Annotated in this window: 22 protein-coding genes; 11 read left to right on the top strand and 11 right to left on the bottom strand. The window is 45.9% G+C overall.

From position 1 onward, the window contains the following. Positions 1–229: 229 nt before the first annotated feature. Entirely contained in the window at positions 230–769 is a 540-nt protein-coding gene (locus tag AACU59_RS06590) for a PadR family transcriptional regulator (protein WP_038149150.1), read from the top strand. A gap of 62 nt (positions 770–831) precedes the next feature. On the opposite strand, the gene cysE is transcribed toward AACU59_RS06590, so the two are convergent. The 5 genes from cysE to epmA form a co-directional block, all read right to left on the bottom strand. Then, positions 832–1,653 carry a serine O-acetyltransferase gene (gene cysE / locus AACU59_RS06585; RefSeq protein ID WP_010317654.1) on the bottom strand — a complete coding sequence of 274 codons (822 nt, stop codon included), beginning with the start codon at positions 1,651–1,653 and terminating at the stop codon, positions 832–834. A gap of 86 nt (positions 1,654–1,739) precedes the next feature. After that, positions 1,740–2,798 carry an NAD(P)H-dependent glycerol-3-phosphate dehydrogenase gene (gpsA, locus tag AACU59_RS06580; RefSeq protein WP_161437835.1) on the bottom strand — a complete coding sequence of 353 codons (1,059 nt, stop codon included), beginning with the start codon at positions 2,796–2,798 and terminating at the stop codon, positions 1,740–1,742. A gap of 181 nt (positions 2,799–2,979) precedes the next feature. Beyond that, complete coding sequence (gene secB / locus AACU59_RS06575) at positions 2,980–3,447, bottom strand: protein-export chaperone SecB (protein ID WP_013855870.1); 468 nt, start codon at positions 3,445–3,447, stop codon at positions 2,980–2,982. 167 nt (positions 3,448–3,614) lie between these two features. Next, complete coding sequence (locus AACU59_RS06570; RefSeq protein WP_010317649.1) at positions 3,615–4,049, bottom strand: rhodanese-like domain-containing protein; 435 nt, start codon at positions 4,047–4,049, stop codon at positions 3,615–3,617. A 156-nt stretch (positions 4,050–4,205) separates the two neighbouring features. After that, entirely contained in the window at positions 4,206–5,180 is a 975-nt protein-coding gene (epmA, locus tag AACU59_RS06565) for an elongation factor P--(R)-beta-lysine ligase (protein ID WP_094144947.1), read from the bottom strand. A 244-nt stretch (positions 5,181–5,424) separates the two neighbouring features. Here epmA and frdA point away from each other — a divergent pair, with 244 nt between their 5' ends. From frdA to frdD, 4 genes are read left to right on the top strand one after another with little or no spacing between them, the layout of a single operon-like run. Beyond that, positions 5,425–7,239 carry a fumarate reductase (quinol) flavoprotein subunit gene (frdA, locus tag AACU59_RS06560; RefSeq protein WP_013855868.1) on the top strand — a complete coding sequence of 605 codons (1,815 nt, stop codon included), beginning with the start codon at positions 5,425–5,427 and terminating at the stop codon, positions 7,237–7,239. Next, positions 7,239–7,997, top strand: coding sequence for a succinate dehydrogenase/fumarate reductase iron-sulfur subunit (locus tag AACU59_RS06555; RefSeq protein ID WP_017046770.1), 759 nt, complete (start codon positions 7,239–7,241; stop codon positions 7,995–7,997). Before frdA ends, AACU59_RS06555 begins: the two co-directional genes overlap by 1 nt. Positions 7,998–7,999: 2 nt before the next feature. After that, positions 8,000–8,383, top strand: coding sequence for a fumarate reductase subunit FrdC (gene frdC / locus AACU59_RS06550; protein WP_017043204.1), 384 nt, complete (start codon positions 8,000–8,002; stop codon positions 8,381–8,383). Positions 8,384–8,395: 12 nt separating this feature from the next. Then, entirely contained in the window at positions 8,396–8,773 is a 378-nt protein-coding gene (frdD, locus tag AACU59_RS06545) for a fumarate reductase subunit FrdD (RefSeq protein WP_094144941.1), read from the top strand. Between the two features lie 123 nt (positions 8,774–8,896). Here the strand turns inward: frdD and efp are convergent, their stop codons facing one another. Then, positions 8,897–9,463: an elongation factor P gene (gene efp / locus AACU59_RS06540; RefSeq protein ID WP_017043203.1), complete on the bottom strand. Its 567-nt coding sequence runs from the start codon at positions 9,461–9,463 to the stop codon at positions 8,897–8,899. Between the two features lie 33 nt (positions 9,464–9,496). Between efp and epmB the strand changes: the two genes are divergently transcribed. Further along, positions 9,497–10,519: an EF-P beta-lysylation protein EpmB gene (epmB, locus tag AACU59_RS06535; protein ID WP_017047264.1), complete on the top strand. Its 1,023-nt coding sequence runs from the start codon at positions 9,497–9,499 to the stop codon at positions 10,517–10,519. 71 nt (positions 10,520–10,590) lie between these two features. Then, positions 10,591–11,064 carry an MgtC/SapB family protein gene (locus AACU59_RS06530; RefSeq protein ID WP_013855863.1) on the top strand — a complete coding sequence of 158 codons (474 nt, stop codon included), beginning with the start codon at positions 10,591–10,593 and terminating at the stop codon, positions 11,062–11,064. Positions 11,065–11,113: 49 nt separating this feature from the next. Here the strand turns inward: AACU59_RS06530 and AACU59_RS06525 are convergent, their stop codons facing one another. The 3 genes from AACU59_RS06525 to AACU59_RS06515 all read right to left on the bottom strand — a co-directional run bounded on the left by AACU59_RS06525 (position 11,114) and on the right by AACU59_RS06515 (position 13,857). Beyond that, the gene (locus AACU59_RS06525; RefSeq protein ID WP_026027420.1) at positions 11,114–11,671 is read right to left on the bottom strand and encodes a VC2662 family protein; all 558 of its coding nucleotides are present in this window, start codon (positions 11,669–11,671) and stop codon (positions 11,114–11,116) included. Between the two features lie 191 nt (positions 11,672–11,862). After that, positions 11,863–13,497 (bottom strand): chaperonin GroEL, encoded by a 1,635-nt coding sequence (gene groL, locus AACU59_RS06520; RefSeq protein ID WP_013855861.1) that lies wholly within the window; start codon positions 13,495–13,497, stop codon positions 11,863–11,865. 69 nt (positions 13,498–13,566) lie between these two features. After that, positions 13,567–13,857 (bottom strand): co-chaperone GroES, encoded by a 291-nt coding sequence (locus AACU59_RS06515; RefSeq protein ID WP_010317634.1) that lies wholly within the window; start codon positions 13,855–13,857, stop codon positions 13,567–13,569. A 252-nt stretch (positions 13,858–14,109) separates the two neighbouring features. On the opposite strand from AACU59_RS06515, the gene AACU59_RS06510 reads away from it, so the two are divergent. Beyond that, positions 14,110–14,727, top strand: coding sequence for a helix-turn-helix transcriptional regulator (locus tag AACU59_RS06510; RefSeq protein WP_013855859.1), 618 nt, complete (start codon positions 14,110–14,112; stop codon positions 14,725–14,727). 116 nt (positions 14,728–14,843) lie between these two features. Then, positions 14,844–15,182, top strand: coding sequence for a DUF3135 domain-containing protein (locus AACU59_RS06505; protein WP_013855858.1), 339 nt, complete (start codon positions 14,844–14,846; stop codon positions 15,180–15,182). Positions 15,183–15,258: 76 nt separating this feature from the next. Here the strand turns inward: AACU59_RS06505 and AACU59_RS06500 are convergent, their stop codons facing one another. Together AACU59_RS06500 and AACU59_RS06495 are read right to left on the bottom strand one after the other, a co-directional pair. Continuing rightward, on the bottom strand, positions 15,259–15,684 hold the full coding sequence (locus AACU59_RS06500) for a DUF805 domain-containing protein (protein WP_029190043.1): 426 nt from the start codon (positions 15,682–15,684) through the stop codon (positions 15,259–15,261). A gap of 17 nt (positions 15,685–15,701) precedes the next feature. Further along, positions 15,702–16,049 carry a 5-carboxymethyl-2-hydroxymuconate Delta-isomerase gene (locus tag AACU59_RS06495; protein WP_094144942.1) on the bottom strand — a complete coding sequence of 116 codons (348 nt, stop codon included), beginning with the start codon at positions 16,047–16,049 and terminating at the stop codon, positions 15,702–15,704. A 292-nt stretch (positions 16,050–16,341) separates the two neighbouring features. On the opposite strand from AACU59_RS06495, the gene tpiA reads away from it, so the two are divergent. Beyond that, on the top strand, positions 16,342–17,115 hold the full coding sequence (gene tpiA / locus AACU59_RS06490) for a triose-phosphate isomerase (RefSeq protein WP_026027419.1): 774 nt from the start codon (positions 16,342–16,344) through the stop codon (positions 17,113–17,115). 147 nt (positions 17,116–17,262) lie between these two features. After that, positions 17,263–18,600, top strand: a complete 1,338-nt coding sequence (locus AACU59_RS06485) for an MATE family efflux transporter (RefSeq protein WP_088718008.1) — start codon at positions 17,263–17,265, stop codon at positions 18,598–18,600. Positions 18,601–18,621: the final 21 nt, after the last annotated feature.

The following is an 18,621-nucleotide window of genomic DNA, read 5'->3' as shown; positions in this document are numbered from 1 at the left end:
TAGATATACTACTGCTCCTCTGCGGTAGCATACAAACATAACAAATCGCAGGTCGATATGCGTCACGCATATAATCCTAGGTGATAAACGGCTTTTTAAGGTGACACAACCCACTCCGTCAATAGAACGGTGGGTGTTGCTTAAACTCATTCATGATTGATGCCATCAGAAGCACAACACGAGTTTGAGCAAGTTGTTTTTGAGTTTATTAACCATTTGGATTAAAGACATGTCATTACCACACGTTATCCTCACTGTTTTGAGCACTCGCGATGCCACAGGGTACGACATCACAAAAGAGTTCTCTTCGAGCATTGGCTATTTTTGGAAAGCCAGCCACCAACAAGTTTACCGCGAACTGAATAAAATGGGTCAACAAGGCCTAGTCACTTGTGTATTAGAACCGCAAGATGGCAAGCCAGATCGTAAAGTTTACTCCATCACCGATGCAGGTCGCAGCGCTTTAGGTGAATGGTTTGACCAACCTACAGCTCACCCAACCGTACGTGATGAATTTAGCGCTAAATTGATCGCTTGCTCGGTACAACCAGCAACACCTTACCGAATTCAACTGGGTGAATTAGTTGAAGAATCGAAAAAACTGGTTGCTCACTACAAAGAGATTGAGTCTGCGTACTATGCAACACCAGCTACCCTCGATAAGCTACAGCGCCTTGAGCGTCTAACACTACGCCGCAACCTACTGGTTCGCCAAGCGTGGGTTGATTGGGCTGAAGAAGTGCTTGCTGAACTCGATGCAATGGCTTAATGCCAACCATAAAAAAGGGTGATGCTCTGTGAGCATCACCCTTTTTGTTTTCCGCGACCAAATCAAATACCATCACCGGCAATGAAACTTTGAGAACGGCCATTAAATTGTTGGTCCATATCTAACGAAGGCTTATCGGTTTGCGGACGACCGACAATTTTGGCTGGCACTCCAGCGACGGTAGTGTGCGGAGGCACTGCTTGCAATACCACCGAACAAGAACCAATTTTCGCCCCTTCGCCCACTTCAATATTACCGAGAATTTTGGCACCCGCGCCAATCATCACGCCTTCACGAATTTTCGGGTGGCGATCGCCGCACTCTTTACCCGTTCCACCTAGCGTTACATCTTGTAAGATAGAGACATCATTCTCCACCACTGCGGTTTCACCGATCACAATGCCCGTAGCATGGTCAAGCATGATACCGCGGCCAATACGTGCAGCAGGATGGATGTCCACTTGGCAAGCTACCGAAATTTGGTTTTGAAAATAGGTAGCCAACGCCACTCGACCTTGCTTCCATAACCAGTTCGCGACGCGATAGCCTTGTAAGGCATGGTAGCCCTTGAGATAAAGTAGAGGCATTGAAAACATAGATACTGCGGGGTCGCGATTGACAGTCGCGCAGATGTCACACGCCGCCGCTTCCATAATGCTGGGGTCTGCGGCAAATGCCTCTTCGACCACTTCACGCACCGCCATCGCTGGCATTGAGGCCGTATTCAGCTTATTGGCAAGAATGTAGCTCAAGGCCGAGCTTAAACTATCATGCTTAATAATAGTGGCATGATAAAAACTGGCCAGCATCGGTTCTTGTTCTGACTGCTCGCGCGCCTCTTTGACTATGGCTTGCCACACTTTGAGTTTTTCGCAATGTTTCATCGTTGGTTGATCACCCTTCCTCATCCAATCTCTAGAGCGTCAATGTAGATTGCTAATAGGCTTTGTGCCTAATCATGAGCAATGAATTAGCGTTCTGCTTTTTTATCACGAGCCAGCAAATCTTGTGCTGCAACACGCGCATCTTTTCCTTGATACAGCACTTGATAGATTTGATCAACTATTGGCATTTCAACCTCCATGCGCGCCGCTAATAACCACACCTCTTTGGTGTTGCGATAACCTTCAACCACTTGGCCAATTTCTTGCTGCGCCGTATCCACGTCTTTCCCTTGTCCCAACGCCAAACCAAAGCGACGGTTACGTGATTGGTTATCGGTGCAAGTGAGCACTAAGTCACCCAATCCGGCCATACCCATAAAAGTTTCTGGCTGAGCACCTAACGCTGCACCCAAACGGCACATTTCGGCCAGACCGCGCGTAATCAATGCAGTACGCGCATTCGCACCAAAGCCAATCCCATCGGACATGCCAGCGCCAATCGCAATCACGTTTTTCACCGCACCACCTAGCTGCATGCCAATAAAATCACTATTGGCGTAAACACGGAAAGTTTTGCTGCAGTGAATTTTGCCTTGCAGATCTTCGACAAACTGCGCGTCAGGCGAGGCAACAGAAATTGCGGTAGGCATTCCCATCGCCAGCTCTTTAGCAAAAGTCGGCCCAGATAACACCGCCAATGAATAGCGCTCGCCAATGGTGTCATAGGCCACATCCATCAGTAACCGGCCCGTTTCAGGTTCAAGCCCTTTGGTTGCCCAGCAAATACGGGAATCATCACGCAAGTGAGGCTTTAAACTATTCATAACAAGGCCAAATACGTGGCTCGGAACTACAACCAACAAATCGCGGCTCGCTTGTACCGCTTTTTTCAAATCGGTTTCCACAATCAGCGAATCGGGAAAATCAATACTGGGTAAAAATTCTTGGTTAGCACGATCAGCGTCAAGACGAGCCATATGCTTAGCATCGTGTCCCCAAAGGACAACATTAGCACCGTTACGTGCTAAAGAAATCGCCAGAGATGTGCCGTAAGAACCCGCACCAACTACTGTCATGGTGATCGCTTTACCGTAAATACTGTTAGGATCTGTCATTGTTTCGTCCATTGCTATTCGTCTTGTCATGTTATACCTAAATTCCTTCCGATACAGCTTTCAATACGGAGTAGCAAGGAACGGAGGTATTGGCATTCGAAATAAACAAAAAATGCACAACGCACCATCATTATCTGGGATGCTTTGTGCATTTTTTATCATCAAAGTCTGACGTGGAACGCCAACGTTAATGATCTCACGTCATTAACGATTAAGCTTCTGCTTGCTCGCCTTGAGTCGCTTGTTGTTGTAGGTAGTTCATAAACAATGCATCAAAGTTCACTGGTGCAAGGTTAAGTTGTGGGAATGTCCCTTTAACAACTAAGCTAGAAATCGTTTCACGTGCATATGGGAACAGAATGTTCGGGCAGAATGCACCTAAACAATGAGCAAGTTGACCCGCTTCCATTTTTTCAGCAGTAAAAATACCACCTTGTTGCACTTCGCATAAGAACGCGATTTCTTCCGCGTTTTTCACTGTCACCGTTAGGCGTAATACGACTTCATACACACCCTCACCCAGATCACGACTTTGAGTGTCAAGATCCAACTTCACATCTGGATTCCACTCTTTTTGGAACATAACAGGTGAGTTTGGCGCTTCAAAAGAGACATCTTTTAGAAAGATACGTTGAATTGCGAAATTTTGTTGTGCTGTTTGTTGTGCGGCTTCAGCCATGATTAAATCCTTAAATACTTACAAATTCAGTGTTGCTTTTAGACTAACCGAGCTGATTTCGAATGACTAGATGAGCTCACGATTACGTGGAAAACATCACAACTCTTAGCATCAAATGCTGGCTTTTCAGCCAGCACACTCAGTTCAAGATAACCGCGATCAGTGAATTATTTATTGCCACGAACCAATGGCAAGTTCGCTTCATTCCAAGCTACAAGACCATTTTTCAGTAAATTCACATTCTCAAACCCAGCTTTAGCAAGCAGGTTGGCACTCTCTTGCGCGGTTTGACCCGTTTTACATACCACAATGATTGGGTCAGACTTGTGCTTTTCAAGGCTAGCCAAGTTACCGGATTTAATATCTGACGGTAAAATGTGAACCGCATCGGTAATATGGCCTTTTTTAAATTCATCTTTCGTGCGGATATCGACAACAACACCGTTTTCACGATTCATTAAAAGCGTCGTTTGTGAAGCGGTGATCTCTTTATAGGCTGCCGTGGTTGATTTCACGATGCTCATGATTAAGGCGACGAGAATACCTACCCATGCCAAAGATAGAATCATATTGTGTTGGAAAAATTCGATGTACTCTTGCATATTCTGTGCTCTTGCAATGTGGGCTTAAAATCAGACAAGGAGTATAACGAGGTTGTCAGCCAGACGCGAGGGCTTACATTGCATAATAAGAAACTGTTGCCGTTTTTCAGCGCGCTCATCGCACTACAAGCGCGCAATCCACATCAGCTTAAAAGCTTAAGCTATCGGAAAAGGAAAAGCCGTCACGTTATCAATATGATCTTGGCCTAACGCCAGCATAATCAAGCGATCAATACCAAGCGCCACTCCTGAACATTCAGGTAAGCCAGCCTCTAACGCCGCTATCAAGTGGTAGTCAATCGGCTGTTCGACCAGCCCCATCGTTTTACGCTTTTGGTTATCCGCTTCAAAACGAGCCAGTTGCTCTTGTGGGTTGTCCAGCTCATGAAAACCATTCGCAAGTTCAATCCCTTTGAAATAGACCTCAAAGCGATCCGCAACACGATGATCTTGCGGGTTAATCTTAGCTAGTGCCGCTTGTGATGCAGGAAAATCGTAAACAAAAACGGGTACCTGTTGACCAATTTGCGCCTCAACACCGACACTAAATAGCAGTTGCAGTAAGGTATCTCTATCCTCTTCTGGCTCAGCAATGTCACTTAGACCTAATCGGCTCGCAGCCGCTTTTAACTCGTTCATTGAGCCTTCTAACGGACAAACCCCAAGTACCTGTAAAAATGCTTGTTGGTAGCTCATCTTCTGCGCCGATCCACACTGCAAAATAAGTTGCAGCAATTGATCCATCTCATCCATTAAATCATGGTGAGTAAAACCAACCCGATACCACTCTAACATCGTAAATTCTGGGTTGTGATAGCGGCCATTTTCCTCGTTGCGAAACGCTTTATTGATCTGATAAATCGAACCACTCCCCGCCGCCAAAAGTCGTTTCATATGAAACTCTGGGCTAGTCATTAAATAGAGTTGACGGCCATCAGCATACCCTGGACCAACAAATTGGGTTTGGAAGGTTTGCAAATGAATGTCGGTTACCGTGGCATGACTCATGGCTGGTGTATCGACTTCCAATACATCTCGTAGTTCAAAGAAATGGCGGATCTGCTTGAGTAACTGAGCACGCTGTTTGAGTTGTGATATTGATGCGGTTGGCATCCAGTTTTTTCTATTCATGTTCTGGCACACATAAGTTTGGATGATATGAATTTTACTGACTTGAAGCGCAATTCCAAATTCTAACGTGATTATTATCACACAAAGAAAAATAAGTATGCTCGCGCTTGCACTTCCGAAGCAAAAACCTAACAGAATCAATTTTTTCCTTACACAGCTCTTCTACACTACCCGCACCACTTAAGGCTTACGAACCTTTAACTATAACAAGCGGATTTTCCGCATCACACACCGGAGGATAACTGTGCAAATTATCACCACAGATATCGCAGTCATCGGCGCAGGCGGCGCTGGTCTTCGCACTGCAATTGCAGCCGCTGAAGCAAACCCTGATTTAGAAGTTGCTCTGATTTCTAAAGTTTATCCTATGCGATCTCATACGGTTGCAGCGGAAGGAGGCTCAGCAGCAGTTATCAAGGAAGAAGATAGCCTTGACAACCACTTCAACGATACCGTTGGTGGGGGAGATTGGCTATGTGAACAGGATGTTGTTGAATATTTTGTGGCCAACTCGACCCGCGAGATGGTGCAAATGGAACAGTGGGGTTGCCCATGGAGCCGTAAAGAAAATGGCGAAGTCAACGTACGCCGTTTTGGTGGCATGAAAGTCGAACGTACTTGGTTTGCGGCTGACAAAACTGGCTTCCACATGCTGCACACCCTCTTCCAAACTTCAATGAAGTACCCACAAATCAATCGATTTGATGAGTATTTCGTGGTGGATCTACTTGTTGAAGATGGCGAAGTTCAAGGGCTTATCGCGATTCATATGTCCGAAGGTGAGCTAGTAACCATCAAAGCAAAATCTGTAGTATTAGCTACTGGTGGCGCGGGCCGTGTGTACCACTGCAACACCAACGGCGGCATTGTAACCGGCGATGGTATGGCGATGGCTTATCGTCATGGCGTCCCTCTACGCGATATGGAGTTCGTGCAATACCACCCAACTGGCCTACCTGGCACGGGTATTTTGATGACGGAAGGCTGCCGCGGTGAAGGTGGTATCATCGTCAATAAAAATGGCTATCGTTATCTGCAAGATTACGGTATGGGCCCAGAAACTCCGGTGGGTCAGCCTAAAAATAAATACATGGAACTCGGTCCTCGCGACAAAGTTTCTCAAGCTTTCTGGCATGAACAACAGAAAGGCAACACCATCAAACATCCGCTTGGTGATGTTGTGCTGCTTGATCTTCGCCACCTCGGTGAAGAGTACTTACAAGAGCGTTTGCCGTTTATCTGCGAATTGGCGAAAGCTTACGTCAACGTTGATCCAGCAAAAGAGCCGATCCCAATTCGTCCAACCGTACACTACACCATGGGTGGTATCGAAACGGACGGTCAGTGTGAAACGCGCATCAAAGGTCTGTTTGCTGTCGGCGAATGTGCCTCGGTTGGCTTGCATGGTGCAAACCGTTTGGGTTCTAACTCGTTAGCTGAATTTGTGGTTTTTGGCCGCGTTGCGGGTGAAAGTGCAGTGAAACGCGCAGCGGAATTCAAAGGTTGGAACGATGAATCTATCGCCAAACAAGTCAAAGCCGTAGAAGAGCGTATTGCAGCGTTAATGAACCAAGAAGGTGATGAAAACTGGGCCACCATTCGCACTGAGATGGGTCACACCATGGAAGCGGGTTGTGGTATCTACCGCCAAGAAGATTTAATGCAAGCGACGATTGATAAAATCACCGAGCTAAAAGCACGCTACAAGAACATTAGCATTAAAGATAAAGGCAAAGTGTTCAACACCGACCTTCTGTACGCTATCGAAGTCGGTTATGGCCTTGAAGTGGCTGAAGCTATGGTTCACTCAGCTATCTTGCGTAAAGAATCTCGCGGTGCGCATCAGCGTTTAGACGAAGGTTGTACTGAGCGTGATGATGTGAACTACCTCAAGCACTCTTTAGCTTTCTATCAACCTGATGCCGCTCCAAGTATCGACTATAGTGCGGTTAAGATCACGAAATCTCAGCCGAAAGCTCGTCTCTATGGTGAAGCGGCAGAACAGGCTGCCGCCGCGGAAAAAGCGGCAGAAGAGAAAAGCGCAGAGGAGCAAAAATAATGTCAGCAAATCGCATTCAAAAAGTAGACATTTTGCGCTACGACCCAGAAAAAGATGCTAAGCCACGCCTGCAAGCGTTTGAAGTTCCCTTTGATGACACCATGTCAGTGCTCGACGCGATTGGCTACATCAAAGATAACCTCGATAAGGATCTCTCTTATCGCTGGTCTTGCCGTATGGCGATCTGCGGTTCGTGTGGTGTGATGGTCAATGGCGTACCTAAATTGGCTTGTAAAAGCTTCCTGCGCGATTACCCCAATGGCGTGAAGATTGAACCTTTAGCCAACTTCCCAATTGAAAAAGATTTGATCGTGGATATGACTTCGTTTATCGAGCGTCTTGAAGCCATTAAACCCTACATCATTGGCAACGATCGCAAACCTGAAGATGGCACCAACTTACAAACGCCAGAGCAAATGGCCAAATACAAACAATTTGCTGGTTGTATTAACTGCGGTCTTTGCTACGCGGCCTGCCCTCAGTTTGGTTTGAACCCTGAGTTTATTGGCCCCGCAGCATTAACCCTTGCTCACCGCTACAACTTAGATAGCCGTGACCATGGTAAAGCCGAGCGTATGAAGCTTATCAATGGTGATAACGGTGCTTGGGGTTGTACCTTTGTTGGTTACTGCTCTGAAGTGTGTCCAAAACACGTTGACCCAGCGGCAGCCGTCAACCAAGGCAAAGTTGAATCTTCAATGGACTTCGTGATTGCCATGCTAAAACCTGACGGTTCACCAAAGAAAGTGGAGGGATAAGGATGAGTAACCGTAAACCTTACGTTCGTGAAATGACACGTACTTGGTGGAAAGATCACCCATTCTACCGCTTCTACATGTTGCGTGAAGCCACGGTACTGCCACTGATATTCTTTACCTTATTCCTTACCTTTGGCTTGGGCTGCTTGGTTAAAGGCCCTGAAGCATGGGAAGGCTGGCTAAGCTTTATGGCAAACCCCATTGTGGTCGCAATCAATATTGTCGCGTTGGCGGGGAGTTTGCTGCATGCACAAACCTTCTTTAGCATGATGCCTCAAGTGATGCCAATCCGCTTGAAGGGTAAGCTAATCGACAAGAAAATCATCGTATTAACTCAGTGGGCAGCGGTTGCTTTTATCTCACTGATTGTTCTCATCGTGGTGTAGGAGCTTATAGTCATGAACAACAATTATAAGGTAAATCGCACGCCAAAACGTTCTGATGAACCTATCTGGTGGGGGCTGTTTGGTGCCGGTGGAACATGGTTTGCGATGATTACCCCGATCACCATTCTCGTGTTGGGTATTTTAGCACCATTAGGCATTATCGATGCTGAAGCAATGAGTTATGAACGCGTTTCGAGTTTTGCGACTAGCATCATCGGCGCACTGTTTATCATTGGTACATTAGCCTTACCGATGTGGCATGCCATGCACCGTGTTCACCACGGTATGCATGACCTAAAATTCCACACCGGTTTAGTGGGTAAAATCGCTTGTTATGCGTTTGCTGCGCTGATTTCCGCGCTCGCAGTCGTTTTTATCTTTATGATTTAAAGATGGAAAAGTGATGACATCAAAGAGCTGCCTCGGCAGCTCTTTTTATTACGGTACTCACTCAGCTTTGGAGCAATAAAAAAGGCCGCTTACCGAGCGACCTTCTTACTTACTTTAAGGTGATTATTTGACTCGACCTACGTATTCGCCAGAGCGGGTATCCACTTTGATCACTTCACCGATAGAGATGAACAGTGGCACACGTACCACAGCACCTGTGACCAACGTAGCGGGTTTACCACCCGTACCTTGCGTATCGCCTTTCAAGCCCGGATCAGTTTCAGCCACTTCAAGTTCAACAAAGTTTGGTGGCGTTACCGCAATTGGGTTGCCGTTCCAAAGCGTCAACATGCAAGTGTTGTTTTCCACTAGCCATTTTGCGCTTTCACCCACAGCTTTATTATCCGCCGCAATTTGCTCGAATGTTTCATTATTCATAAAGTGGTAGAATTCGCCGTCGTTATAGAGATAATCAAGATCGATATCCATTACGTCAGCCGTTTCTACTGAATCACCTGACTTAAATGTTTTTTCCAACACTTTGCCAGAAAGAAGTTTACGGATTTTGACACGGTTGAAGGCTTGGCCTTTACCTGGTTTCACATATTCATTTTCGAGAATGACACAAGGCTCATTATCAAGCATAATTTTGAGACCGCCTTTAAATTCATTCGTGCTAACAGTAGCCATTTTTTCCTCTTACCATTCTTCGAGTTAAATTCAATGCCGCATATAATAACCCGAAAACTTGATTCTGTTGAGCAAAACTGGCTTCAACAATTAACGAATGCGATCTCAAACCCTGCCGAGCTTCTCCAGCAGTTAGAGATTGATCCTGCCCTTTGGCAAAACGGGTTTGCCGCACGCAAACTCTTCGCACTACGAGTGCCACAAAGTTTTGTCGATCGCATGGAAAAAGGAAACCCTTACGATCCCCTGTTGCGTCAAGTTTTACCACTCAATGAAGAGTTTGAATGGCATGATGGGTACTCAAATGATCCGCTTGATGAGCAAAACAATGCCATTCCGGGATTGCTGCATAAATACCGCAACCGAGTGCTAATGATAGTCAAAGGTGGTTGTGCAATTAACTGCCGTTACTGCTTTCGTCGTCATTTCCCCTACCAAGAGAATAAAGGCTCAAAGCAGGTGTGGCAGCAAAGCGTCGACTATATTGCCGCGCATCCCGAACTCAATGAGGTCATTTTATCGGGCGGTGATCCGTTAATGGCAAAAGATGAAGAACTGCGTTGGCTCATCGATGCAATCAGCAGCGTGCCTCATATTAAACGGTTGCGTATTCACTCGCGCTTGCCCGTGGTGATCCCCGCTCGAATCACCAATGCATTGTGTGATCTGCTGCGTGAAACTCGCTTACAAGTCATTTTGGTGACGCACATTAACCATGCCAATGAAATCAACCTAGAATTCAAACAGCAGATGAGTCGTCTGCGCGCCATCAATGTTACCTTACTCAACCAAGGTGTATTGTTAAAAGGTGTTAATGATAGCGTTGACGCGCAAGTCGCGCTCAGCGAAACGTTATTTGATGCAGGAATTTTGCCTTACTACTTGCATGTGCTGGATAAAGTGCAAGGCGCAGCGCACTTTTTTGTTAGTGATCAAAAAGCAAAAGAAATAATGGCAGGTGTCATTGAGCGAGTCTCGGGCTATCTTGTTGCTAAGCTAACTCGAGAAATCGGTGGCAGAGCCAGTAAAACGCCACTCGATCTGCATCTTGAGTAATTACAGAACGTCAAAGAGCGGTTCGGTGTCAATCAACGAACTCTTACCTTCATACTTTTGGGAAAACCATCATGCAATCTCTCGGACAATTTCTTGATCTTAGTCCATTCAGTTGGTCTGCATTATTGTGCTGTGCTATCAATGGGTTACTGATTGGCGTTGAACGCCAAACCCGCGGTAAACCTGTGGGCATTCGCACATCAATATTAATTATCTCAGGGACTTATCTCTTTCTAGCGATGGCCGTATCACTGTCCCCTAACACCTTAGATCAAGCTCGCGTGCTTGGACAAATTATTACTGGGGTTGGTTTTTTAGGCGCAGGCGTGATGATGACTCAAGATGGGAAAATCCATGGCGTCACCTCAGCCGCTGTTATTTGGGTACTGGCATCACTGGGATTGATGATCGGTCTTGGTTACTTACAGCAATCCATCATTATCACGGTATTAGCATTGTGTGTGTTGTATGGCGTGGATAAGGTAGAAAATAGCTTTCAAAGTTTGCGCCGTGGTGTTCATCAACGCTTTCGTCGTCGTACATAAGGTGAAAAAAGAGCAGCTTGATGCTGCTCTTTCGATTTCAATTCATCGGCTATTTAGCAAAGTTGATGATAGGAAAACACTTAAAGAAACCGTTATCCGCACAGTTAATTAGACCAACCTGAACACCTTCAATTTTTGTGGTTTTGTTGAACAAACCCACTTGCACTTTCGATGTATCAGAGAAGTTTGCTGCACCAACATCAACCATGGTATTACCTTCAGAGTAGTTCACTAGACTGACGTTAGCACCTTGTACATTGTTGGTCAGATTCACTACACCCACGTTAGCACCCACGGTCTGCCCTGTATTCCAGTTTAACAAACCGAGTGAAGCACCAGTCATCTCTTGATTGACTTTCGATGCCCCTAAAAGACCTAAATTTACACCCGTCGTAGAGTCAGTTTCAGATAATCCAACAACGGCGAGATCTAAGCCTTTAACCTCATTCACTTTACCGTAAAGAGCCGCAACACGAACGCCTGATACCGCATTTTCATCCGGCGCATTGAAGTTATTGATGGAAGAAAACATAACTGGAGTGCCAGCCATCGCAACAGAAGAAGATAACGCAGCCACTACGGCTAGTGCTGAAAGTACTTTTTTCATAAAGATCTCCATTGACCAATGAAACCGTTAATATTTGGTTTGTTCACGCTATTTCACTCACATCATCACCAAATTGTGATCAGTGAAGAGACGAAGTCTAGAAGAGTCGGATCACTCAAACGTCAGGATTGAGCTAATTATGCGAAAAAAAAACCGGAGGCAAGCTCCGGTTTCTTATTGAGAGAGGATGATTACATCATCCCTCCCATACCGCCCATGCCGCCCATATCAGGCATTGCCGCTTCTTTCTTCGGTAGCTCAGTCACCATAGCTTCTGTGGTGATCATAAGGCCCGCGACTGAAGCTGCGAACTGTAGCGCACTACGAGTCACTTTGGTTGGATCCAAAATACCCATGTCGATCATATCGCCATATTCACCCGTCGCAGCGTTGTAACCATAGTTACCTTCACCAGCGCGAACATTGTTAGCCACAACAGAATCCTCTTCGCCCGCGTTTTTCACGATTTGACGAATTGGTGCTTCCATCGCACGTAGTGCAACACGAATACCTACGTTTTGCTCTTCGTTGTCACCTTCAAGGCCCGCAACTTTAGCAGCCGCACGGATCAGTGCAACACCACCACCCGCAACCACGCCTTCTTCAACGGCTGCGCGAGTTGCATGCAGTGCATCTTCTACGCGATCTTTCTTCTCTTTCATTTCAACTTCAGTGGTTGCACCGACTTTGATCACTGCAACGCCACCTGCCAGTTTGGCCACGCGTTCTTGTAGTTTTTCTTTGTCGTAATCTGAAGTTGCGTCTTCAATTTGTTGACGAATTTGTGCAACGCGACCTTTAATAGCTTGCTCTTCACCTGCACCATCAATGATGGTGGTGTTTTCTTTAGTGATAGAGATGCGCTTCGCTTGGCCTAGATCTTCCAAGGTCACTTTTTCAAGCTCAAGACCGATCTCTTCAGAAATCACAGTACCGCCCGTTAGGGTAGCAATGTCTTGTAGCATCGCTTTACGGCGATCACCAAAACCAGGTGCTTTCACGGCAGCAACTTTTACAATGCCACGCATGTTGTTCACAACCAGCGTCGCCAATGCTTCACCTTCAACATCTTCCGCCACAATCAGTAGTGGACGAGAAGCTTTTGCTACCGCTTCAAGTGCAGGAAGCAGTTCGCGAATGTTAGAAATTTTCTTATCAACCAATAGGATGAATGGGCTATCTAGATCAACACTGCCCGCTTCTTGGTTATTAATGAAGTAAGGAGATAGGTAACCACGATCAAACTGCATACCTTCCACTACATCGAGTTCATCTTGCAGTGCTTGACCTTCTTCAACAGTGATAACGCCATCTCGGCCCACTTTTTCCATCGCTTCAGCAATGATGTTACCCACGCTTGAATCCGAGTTCGCAGAAATAGTACCCACTTGCGCAATCGCTTTAGTGTCTGAACAAGGTACTGAAAGCTCTTTCAACGCTTCAACCGCCGCCACGACAGCTTTGTCGATGCCACGCTTAAGATCCATTGGGTTCATACCCGCTGCTACAGCTTTCAAGCCTTCAGTGATGATCGCTTGCGCTAATACCGTTGCGGTTGTCGTTCCGTCACCCGCTGCATCGTTAGCTTGAGAAGCAACTTCTTTCACCATTTGTGCACCCATGTTCTGGAATTTGTCTTCCAGTTCAATTTCACGCGCAACAGTGACACCATCTTTGGTGATAATAGGTGAACCAAACGATTTATCTATCACAACGTTACGGCCTTTAGGGCCAAGGGTGACTTTTACTGCATCGGCTAGAATATTAACGCCTTCTAGCATTTTAATACGTGCATCGTTACCAAATTTAACGTCTTTAGCAGCCATCTTTAATTTCCTTTTCTAAATTCTGTTTTAATCAATCGTTTTTGAATCAGAGCAAAAATTACTCAATGCTTACTCGACAATCGCCATGATGTCGTTTTCAGACATAATGAGCACTTCTTTACCGTCGATCTTTTCCGTTTTAGTACCGTAGCTTTCTGCAAAAATAACCGTATCACCTACTTTGACATCCAGCGGTTGTACCGAACCATTTTCAAGGATTCGGCCTTTGCCTACTGCTAAGATGACGCCGCGAGTCGATTTCTCTGCAGCGGAACCTGTTAGAACAATGCCACCAGCAGATTTAGATTCAACTTCTTGGCGTTCAACGATAACTCGGTCGTGTAATGGACGAATGTTCATCGGTCGTCTCTCCTGATTAGATTTTCCGTTAGGTTTATGAAAAGGCTGATTACTCAGCTCGTGAGTGATATGTGGGGGAGCAAGCAAGGGATCCCAAGGGGGGAAAGCGAAAATTTTGTGATCTATTTAACGAATTGATAGCGAATCTTGGTTCTGTGCTGACAAAAGTTACTAGCGGCTCATCCTGTATAGTCAATAATTTGCTTTATTAAGCTGCTTCTTCATAATAGATAAGGCAAACAGAGGAATGCGATGAAAACCATTGACCGAATACTTCAAACCATCAAACGCGATGGAGCGGTAACCGCTAAACGACTGGCCGACGACCTAGGTATTACCACCATGGGGGCTCGCCAGCACCTACAAAGTTTGGAAGATGATGGCATTGTGGCGTTTCATGATGTCAAAGTAAAAGTCGGACGCCCTACTCGACACTGGTCTTTGACACAACAAGGCCACGACCAATTTGCTGATCGGCATGGCGAGTTGATCATCCAAGTGATTGATGCTGTTGAGCACCTTTTTGGTAAAGAAGGACTAGCCAAAGTGGCGGCAGAGCGTGAAGCTCACACATTAGCACAGTATCAACACGCATTAATTGATTGCCACAGTTTAGAAGAAAAACTAGCTAAGCTAGTGACGCTTCGTGAGCAAGAAGGCTATATGGCAGAGCTCATACCATCAACGAACGGTTACACTTTAATTGAGAACCATTGCCCTATCTGTAAAGCTGCGGCACGCTGCCCTAATCTGTGCCAATCTGAACTTAATATTTTCCAAACGTTGATCGGTGAGCAATATGTAGTTGAGCGGAGCGAACACATCATTATGGGTGAGCGTCGCTGCCGTTATCAAATCACACCACGCTAAGATCGTCTCATTAGTAAGAAATGGCGATTTCGTTCCAACTCCTACCTTATTGATCGGTTATGCTTTCATTGTGTTGATAAAATAATCAACAGAGAAATAGTGTAAAGGAGAAAGATATGGAGCCCCCTCAAAAACAGGCCTTACCTTCTTTTGATGAGTTGGTTGAACTTGCCAAACATAATCCAGATGCCTTTACGCAACTGAAAAAAGATATCTGTGAAGAGATGATCCTCTCCTCTTCCAACAACATGCAAGACAGGTTATGGGCTCAGCAAAGTCACATTGACTTGGTGGTAAGCCAATGCAAAAACCCTGTCCATGCTAATGTTATGCTGATGCGTGAGCTCGGCGAACAGATGATGAAATTTAGAAATGCCTTAGATGGCGAATCGGCGCGCACTCAACCGAGCGCGACCATCATTCCATTTGTGCCGCGCCACAGCGACTGGCGTTAACCTCGCTATTTGAAGCTTTTTAAAACAACAGGAGGCATTAGCCTCCTGTTGTTTCATCAATTTTTTTCTATCAAGTTTACTCTGGTTCAGGTCCGTAGCGGTTGCGGCTTTGCGTTCCCTTCATAAAACCACATTCGACTAAAATCCATGAGCCACAAACCAGTGCGACCAGCGATACCAATGACTCTGTCATACTGGCTTGAGTGGCAATCTCGGCACTGGCAAAAGGCATACTCATACGGCCTATCACCAAAGGGACATTAAGCAATAACCACCAAGCAGACTTATCTCTGTCATGCCAACGTTTTACCGTGATGGCCAAATCAGGCAGTAACACCACTAGCAAAAACAGCGGCAAGATCAGGTGCGTATAGGCAGGAAACATTTGGTTTGCAGCGAGTGCGAAGCCCATAATGGACGCGTAATAACAGAGATTCCACATCCAAAATACTTTGCGCCCGATGCGTCCTTGAAATGAAAATAGCAGTTCTTTAATTGACATCTTGTTACCTAAAATGGTTAATTTACAACCTTTTGGAAGCAATCTTTATCCATATCACGCAAATTCACGGTCAGACTCCTGACTTGACTAGCTTGCTGTTGCAATACCGTCATTAATTGACGTGACAACTCTCTTTTTTGTTCAGGTGTCCGCCCTGACAGTAAATCAAAGCTGAGGTGAATAAAATCAACACTGTCGCCCTCTTCACCAATGCACCAATGGTGGCAGCGTAGCGCCCGTGATTTCACTGAGTCAGCGTCAAATAATCCGCAGCGAAGTGCGACTTGGTGAAGATCTTCCAATAACCCTTGAACATTCACACGTTCATCCACAGAGTTCGAGTATTCCATAACAAGGTTGGGCATACGAATTCCTTTTCTTCATTCATGATCAAATTTCAACACTGGTGAGCCTTATTGGTATCACTAGCTTTTCTTTTAACAGCCACTAATAGCAATTAATCTCGTAAAATCCGAGCCATTATCGGCTATTCTGTCTATCTGATCACTGATAAGGGGTGTCACGCATTGCTTAAGATCCCATAAAGTCATGACTCGAATCATGATCTGACCGATTTTATCTGTTATATTCTTTCGCAATCACGTTTATTTTTGACATTCATTCATTTTAACTTTGATAGATAATGGAGATATTCCTATGCGTCATCCTGTAGTTATGGGTAACTGGAAACTAAACGGCAGCAAAGAGATGGTTGTTGAGCTGCTAAATGGTCTGAATGCAGAGCTTGAAGGCGTAACGGGTGTTGACGTAGCCGTTGCTCCACCAGCACTTTTTATTGACCTAGCAGAGCGCACTCTGACCGATGCGGGTAGCGCGATCATTCTGGGTGCCCAAAACAGCGACGTACACAACAGTGGCGCATTCACTGGCGATATGTCTCCAGCAATGCTGAAAGAATTCGGTGCAACACACATCATCATTGGTCACTCAGAGCGTCGTGAATACCACAACGAATCCGATGAATTTGTGGCGCAAAAATTTGCATTCCTAAAAGAAAATGGCCTAACACCAGTACTTTGTATCGGTGAATCTGAAGCACAAAACGAAGCTGGCGAAACAGTAGCCGTATGTGCACGTCAACTTGACGCTGTGATCAACACTCAAGGTGTTGAAGCGCTAGAAGGTGCGATCATCGCTTACGAACCAATCTGGGCGATCGGCACAGGTAAAGCAGCAACAGCAGATGATGCTCAACGTATTCACGCCGCTATTCGCGCGCACATTGCTGCAAAATCAGAAGCAGTCGCGAAGAATGTCGTTATCCAATACGGCGGTTCTGTAAAACCTGAAAACGCAGCAGCTTACTTCGCACAACCAGACATTGATGGTGCTCTAGTTGGCGGCGCGGCACTTGATGCGAAAAGCTTTGCAGCTATCGCAAAAGCAGCAGCTGAAGCGAAAAAAGCGTAATTATTCACACTAATTATCGTTAAGAAGGTCAGCATTTGCTGGCCTTTTTTGTTTCTTCACTCGCGTCACACTTCCCATCCCAGCAGCTATAGTCGCGATCGCCAGAATCAAGTATCCTAACGTTTTGCTTAACCTACGTTGCCAGTAATGCACGATAAACACGGCCTATTAACCGCCCCAATTCCAAATGTGCTCACTCAAATGACGATCCCAATGATTTTTGGTTTGATCGCGATTTTGATGTTTAACTTGGTCGACACCTTTTTTATCTCACTGTTGGGCACCGAATCTCTTGCCGCCATCAGTTTTACCTTTCCCGTCACCTTTGCGGTCAACTGCATCACCATGGGAATTGGTATTGGACTTTCGACGAGTATTGGCCGCTTACTCGGTCAAGGTGACGCTAAGAATGCGGCGCGTTTTTCTAGTCATGGCGTGTTGCTGGCTGTGGTGCTGGTGACATTCGCTTCAATTCTGGGGTTACTGACCATTAAGCCACTTTTCCTACTGCTTGGTGCCACTGACGATTTAATCCCTTTGATTGAGCAATACATGCAGGTTTGGTATTTGACCATTCCTTTGCTCGTTATTCCCATGGCTGGTAACAGCGCAATTCGAGCAACGGGTGATACTAAAACGCCGGCTAAAATTATGATGCTCGCAGGTTGTATTAACGGTCTGCTCGATCCGCTGCTGATTTTTGGTTATGGCCCTTTCCCTGAATTAGGAATCCAAGGTGCTGCTATTGCCAGTGCATTCAGTTGGTTAGGCGCACTGTGCGGATCGCTATATGTATTAATCAAAAGAGAAAAATTATTGGCATGGCCGTATTTTCCTACTTTATGGCATGATTGGCAGCAGATCTTAAAAGTGGGCACACCAGCGGCACTCTCCAATGCAATGAATCCACTCTCTGGCGCGCTATTAATGATAATGCTGGCAAGCCATGGCACGGCTGCCGTAGCCGCTTACGGCGCCGCGCAGCGTATTGAGTCGATACTCATTTTGGTCTTGATGTCACTAACCTCAGCACTGACTCCCTTTATGGCACAAAACATCGGCGCAAAAAATATTGAGCGTAGCTTTGCTGGCTTGTTCCTCAGCATGCGTTTTTCTATCGTATTTCAATTGATGATTTTTGCGATGATGGTACCGCTGAGCATCCCTTTGTCAGCCCTATTTTCTCAAGAGCCCTCGGTGCGCGATCTATTGTGGCACTATTTGCTGGTGGTGCCACTGAGCTATGGCTTTCAAGGCATTGTGATGATGCTTGTCTCTGGATTGAATGCATTGCATCAACCCATGCGCGCCTTTCAGTGGAGCGTGATGCGGCTATTTGTGTTCACTCTTCCTGCCGCGTGGTTAGGTTCGTATCTCTATGATGTCGAAGGGCTGTTTATCGGGATTGCCGCAGGCAATACCTTAGGTGGGCTGCTGGGTTATTACTACGCCCTGCGTCTAAAACGAACTTACCTGTTTCGCTAATGCTACCATTTATCTGGTTGA

The sequence above is a fragment of the Vibrio sp. V23_P3S9T160 genome, assembly GCF_963886625.1.
In the GTDB taxonomy this organism is placed as follows: Bacteria; Pseudomonadota; Gammaproteobacteria; order Enterobacterales; family Vibrionaceae; genus Vibrio; species Vibrio anguillarum.
This window is presented reverse-complemented; position numbering and strand designations above follow the sequence as displayed.

Excerpts from the sequence above, each read along its gene's own strand:
- AACU59_RS06590 (WP_038149150.1), top strand. The coding sequence starts at position 230 with ATGTCATTACCACACGTTATCCTCACTGTTTTGAGCACTCGCGATGCC.
- cysE (WP_010317654.1), bottom strand. The coding sequence starts at position 1,653 with ATGAAACATTGCGAAAAACTCAAAGTGTGGCAAGCCATAGTCAAAGAG.
- gpsA (WP_161437835.1), bottom strand. The coding sequence starts at position 2,798 with ATGACAAGACGAATAGCAATGGACGAAACAATGACAGATCCTAACAGT.
- secB (WP_013855870.1), bottom strand. The coding sequence starts at position 3,447 with ATGGCTGAAGCCGCACAACAAACAGCACAACAAAATTTCGCAATTCAA.
- AACU59_RS06570 (WP_010317649.1), bottom strand. The coding sequence starts at position 4,049 with ATGCAAGAGTACATCGAATTTTTCCAACACAATATGATTCTATCTTTG.
- epmA (WP_094144947.1), bottom strand. The coding sequence starts at position 5,180 with ATGAATAGAAAAAACTGGATGCCAACCGCATCAATATCACAACTCAAA.
- AACU59_RS06555 (WP_017046770.1), top strand. The coding sequence starts at position 7,239 with ATGTCAGCAAATCGCATTCAAAAAGTAGACATTTTGCGCTACGACCCA.
- frdC (WP_017043204.1), top strand. The coding sequence starts at position 8,000 with ATGAGTAACCGTAAACCTTACGTTCGTGAAATGACACGTACTTGGTGG.
- frdD (WP_094144941.1), top strand. The coding sequence starts at position 8,396 with ATGAACAACAATTATAAGGTAAATCGCACGCCAAAACGTTCTGATGAA.
- efp (WP_017043203.1), bottom strand. The coding sequence starts at position 9,463 with ATGGCTACTGTTAGCACGAATGAATTTAAAGGCGGTCTCAAAATTATG.
- epmB (WP_017047264.1), top strand. The coding sequence starts at position 9,497 with ATGCCGCATATAATAACCCGAAAACTTGATTCTGTTGAGCAAAACTGG.
- AACU59_RS06530 (WP_013855863.1), top strand. The coding sequence starts at position 10,591 with ATGCAATCTCTCGGACAATTTCTTGATCTTAGTCCATTCAGTTGGTCT.
- AACU59_RS06525 (WP_026027420.1), bottom strand. The coding sequence starts at position 11,671 with ATGAAAAAAGTACTTTCAGCACTAGCCGTAGTGGCTGCGTTATCTTCT.
- groL (WP_013855861.1), bottom strand. The coding sequence starts at position 13,497 with ATGGCTGCTAAAGACGTTAAATTTGGTAACGATGCACGTATTAAAATG.
- AACU59_RS06515 (WP_010317634.1), bottom strand. The coding sequence starts at position 13,857 with ATGAACATTCGTCCATTACACGACCGAGTTATCGTTGAACGCCAAGAA.
- AACU59_RS06510 (WP_013855859.1), top strand. The coding sequence starts at position 14,110 with ATGAAAACCATTGACCGAATACTTCAAACCATCAAACGCGATGGAGCG.
- AACU59_RS06505 (WP_013855858.1), top strand. The coding sequence starts at position 14,844 with ATGGAGCCCCCTCAAAAACAGGCCTTACCTTCTTTTGATGAGTTGGTT.
- AACU59_RS06500 (WP_029190043.1), bottom strand. The coding sequence starts at position 15,684 with ATGTCAATTAAAGAACTGCTATTTTCATTTCAAGGACGCATCGGGCGC.
- AACU59_RS06495 (WP_094144942.1), bottom strand. The coding sequence starts at position 16,049 with ATGCCCAACCTTGTTATGGAATACTCGAACTCTGTGGATGAACGTGTG.
- tpiA (WP_026027419.1), top strand. The coding sequence starts at position 16,342 with ATGCGTCATCCTGTAGTTATGGGTAACTGGAAACTAAACGGCAGCAAA.
- AACU59_RS06485 (WP_088718008.1), top strand. The coding sequence starts at position 17,263 with ATGCACGATAAACACGGCCTATTAACCGCCCCAATTCCAAATGTGCTC.